The following is a 3,194-nucleotide window of genomic DNA, read 5'->3' on the forward strand; positions in this document are numbered from 1 at the left end:
GACGGGCGCGGCGCTCGCGGCCGGTGCGGCGCGCTGCGCAGCGTATGGCAGTGCGAGGTCCAGGAGGCCCGCCAGTGCGTCGATGGCGTCGGCGACCTGCGCGAGCAGGGCCGGGTCCACGGCGCCGCCGTCCTGCGGGACAGCCGCCTGCAGCGCGTCGACCAGCGGCATGAGGGAATCGACCAGTTCCGCGAGCGCGCCTGTGCCACGGGCCTCGGCCTCGGGGCGAAGGGGGGAGGGGGTGTCGTCCCCTGCGTCGGGCGGGGCGGGCAGTGCCGCGCCCAGCGCCGCGACGGCATCGGGCTCCGGTGCGGACTGCGGATCGGCGGCCGGGGCGACGCCGGCCCCCGCCACCGCCTGCTCGAGCCGGTCGAGCAGGGCGCCGAAGAGACCGGCCGCGCCGGCATCTTCCGCGGGGGCGGCGAAACCGGGCCGGGTGGGCGCCGCGCCTGGCGCCACAGGGGAGATCCCGAGGATGAAGCTGCCTGCCACCGCTGCCGACCTGAAACGAGAAACACTGTCGAGGAACCTCATGCAAATCCGATGCCAGAAAGATAGGTGTTATAAATCAGTGCTTTGTTCAAGGCGGAGTGCGGCCGGGCGCGGGGCGGGCGGCAGATGTCGCCGCCGGCGCGGCAATTTCTGCCGGCGCGCGGGGGCGTCGCCGGTTGCCGCGCGCGGCAGCGCGATGTAGAACCCCTCGGTCCGTTGGCCCTTGACCCCAAGCCGGATGAGAGACAGATGCTGAATTCGCTTGATATCCCCAAGCGCCCGCAGGACACGCGCGTCGTCGTCGCCATGTCCGGGGGCGTTGATTCCTCGGTGGTGGCCGGCCTGCTGGCGGGCGAGGGCTACGATGTCGTCGGCGTCACCCTGCAGCTTTACGACCATGGCGAGGCGACGCACCGCAAGGGCGCGTGCTGCGCCGGCCAGGATATCCACGACGCGCGCCGGGTCGCCGCCGCGCTCGGCATTCCGCACTACGTGCTCGACTACGAGCAGCGCTTCCGCGCCGCCGTGATGGAGCCCTTCGCCAATGCCTACCGGCAGGGCGAGACGCCGGTGCCGTGCATCGCCTGCAACCAGAGCGTCAAGTTCGTGGATTTGATGGAAGTGGCCAAGGACCTCGGCGCCGACGTGCTGGCGACGGGGCACTATGTGCAGACGAGGCTGGTCGATGGCCGGCGGCGGCTGTTCCGGCCGGTCGACAGCCATCGCGACCAGAGCTATTTCCTTTTCGCCACCACGCAGGAACAGCTCGACTTCCTGCGCTTCCCGCTGGGCGGCATGAGCAAGCCCGAGGTGCGCGAACTGGCGCGCGGGCTGGGGCTCGAGGTCGCCGACAAGCACGACAGCCAGGACATCTGCTTCGTGCCGCAGGGCAAGTATGCCGACGTCATCCGCCAGATGCATCCCGAGGCCGAGGCGGGCGGCGACATCGTGCATCTCGACGGCCGCGTGCTGGGCCGGCACGAGGGCATCGTCAATTACACCGTCGGCCAGCGCAAGGGACTTGGCATCGCTGCCGGCGAGCCGCTCTACGTGGTCAAGCTCGACCACACGAGCAACCGCGTCATCGTCGGGCCGCGGGAGGCGCTGCTCACCCGCACGGTGCGGCTGCGCGACGTCAACTGGCTGGGCGACGAGTCGCTGACGCGGCTGGCGGGCGGCAACGGCGCCCCGGTCGAGGTCAAGGTGCGCTCGACGCGGCCGCCGCATGCGGGCATCGTCCATCGCGACGGCGATGCCGTGTTCGTGACCCTGCTCGAGGGCGAGTACGGCATTTCCCCCGGCCAGGCCTGCGTCTTCTACGCCGACGACAGCGACACCGCCGAAGTCCTCGGCGGCGGCTTCATCGCCGAGGCGGTGCCGGCAGCGCTGGTGGCCTGAGCCGGGTCAGCCGGGCGGCGCCACGCCGCTGGTGACCGCGGCGTCCTGTTCGCGCCAGGCCTCGAGGCTCGCCGCGATGGTCAGCGCCGCGAGGGCGAGCGCGACAACGACGAGGCCGATGAGGAAGATGCGGGTCGGGTTGAGCCGGAAGCGCTCGTCCATCGCCCGGCTGTCACGATTTCTGCAGCTGCACGCGGGCCGTGCTCAGCCCGGTCGCGGCGTCGTCGATCCGGAAGTCGATCCTGATGGTGCCACCGGTCAGCGAGAAGCCGGCCGAGAATGTGCCGCTGTGGCCCTCGCGGCGGAATTTCTGGCTCATGGTGAACACCACCCCGCCGCCGCGGCGAACCCCCTCGAAGCGCCGGTTGTTGGTGCGCGCGATGAACGCCTTGCTGGTTTCATCGTATTCGAGCGTGCCGCGCAGGGTGAGCGGTTCGCCCGCCAGGGCACACTTGCCCGCGTAGCTGAAGCGGTTGGCGGTTGCGGGCTGCAGCGACAGCCGGCAGACCACGGTCTCGCTGGTCTTGCCCTGGAGCACGCCGCGTCCCCGCCAATCCCCGGCATAGCTGCCGAGAAGGGCGCCGCCGGCCGGGGCGGCGAAGCTCGCCGACGGCACGAGGAGCAGCAGCAGGGCAATGGCCAGTTGGAGTCCTTGTCGACGACTGCGCATGCGCGCCTCCGGACGGGAATCTCGGACGCCGCGGGTCCCCGTCGCCACCCGCCGGCACCCTGACATAGGCGGGCGAAGGTGGCGGCAGCAGGGCAGGCGCGGTGGGCGCCGCCTTCACGCCTCGGTGATCGCCGCGCCGCGGGGCGACCTGCAGATGCATGCCATGCGGGCTTGACATCCGGGGGGAGACAGCCTGCCTATCGGCAATCCTTCACGTCGCGAGGCGCCGATGCCGCTGCCCAGATACATCCAGTCCGCCCTGCTGCCGCTCGATCGGACGCTCGCAACCCTCGAAACGCCGGCGGTGCTGATCGACGCCGACATCGCCGACGCCAACCTCGTGCGCTGGCAGCAGCGCTGCGACCGGGCCGGGCTCGCCAACCGGCCGCACATCAAGACGCACCGCACGTCGGCCTGGGCGCTGCGCCAGGTCGAACTCGGCGCCAAGGGTGTCACCGTGCAGACCGTCGGGGAGGCGGAGGTGATGGCCGCTGCCGGCATCGCCGACCTGTTCCTCACCACCAACGTGCTGGGTCCGGCCAAGCTCGACCGCCTCGGCGCCGTGGCGCGGCGCACGCGCCTGTCGCTGGTGGCCGACAGCGCGACCGTGGTCGACGCCGTGGCCGGCGCGGCG

3 protein-coding genes and 2 pseudogenes are annotated in these 3,194 nt (G+C 71.6%); 2 read left to right on the forward strand and 3 right to left on the reverse strand.

Annotated features, from left to right (window positions below):
* Positions 1-534: pseudogene (locus VGD93_RS06910) on the reverse strand (hypothetical protein); the annotation flags it as partial.
* 210 nt (positions 535-744) lie between these two features.
* On the opposite strand from VGD93_RS06910, the gene mnmA reads away from it, so the two are divergent.
* Positions 745-1,890 carry a tRNA 2-thiouridine(34) synthase MnmA gene (gene mnmA / locus VGD93_RS06915; protein WP_395010538.1) on the forward strand — a complete coding sequence of 382 codons (1,146 nt, stop codon included), beginning with the start codon at positions 745-747 and terminating at the stop codon, positions 1,888-1,890.
* 6 nt (positions 1,891-1,896) lie between these two features.
* On the opposite strand, the gene VGD93_RS06920 is transcribed toward mnmA, so the two are convergent.
* Both VGD93_RS06920 and VGD93_RS06925 read right to left on the reverse strand, forming a co-directional pair.
* Positions 1,897-2,052 (reverse strand): hypothetical protein, encoded by a 156-nt coding sequence (locus VGD93_RS06920; RefSeq protein WP_395010534.1) that lies wholly within the window; start codon positions 2,050-2,052, stop codon positions 1,897-1,899.
* 10 nt (positions 2,053-2,062) lie between these two features.
* Complete coding sequence (locus VGD93_RS06925; protein ID WP_395010536.1) at positions 2,063-2,560, reverse strand: hypothetical protein; 498 nt, start codon at positions 2,558-2,560, stop codon at positions 2,063-2,065.
* Between the two features lie 229 nt (positions 2,561-2,789).
* On the opposite strand from VGD93_RS06925, the pseudogene VGD93_RS06930 reads away from it, so the two are divergent.
* Positions 2,790-3,194 (forward strand): annotated as a pseudogene (locus VGD93_RS06930) (D-TA family PLP-dependent enzyme); the annotation flags it as partial.

Origin of the sequence: Devosia sp. (genome assembly GCF_036406155.1) — a bacterium.
Lineage (GTDB): Bacteria > Pseudomonadota > Alphaproteobacteria > Rhizobiales > Devosiaceae > Devosia_A.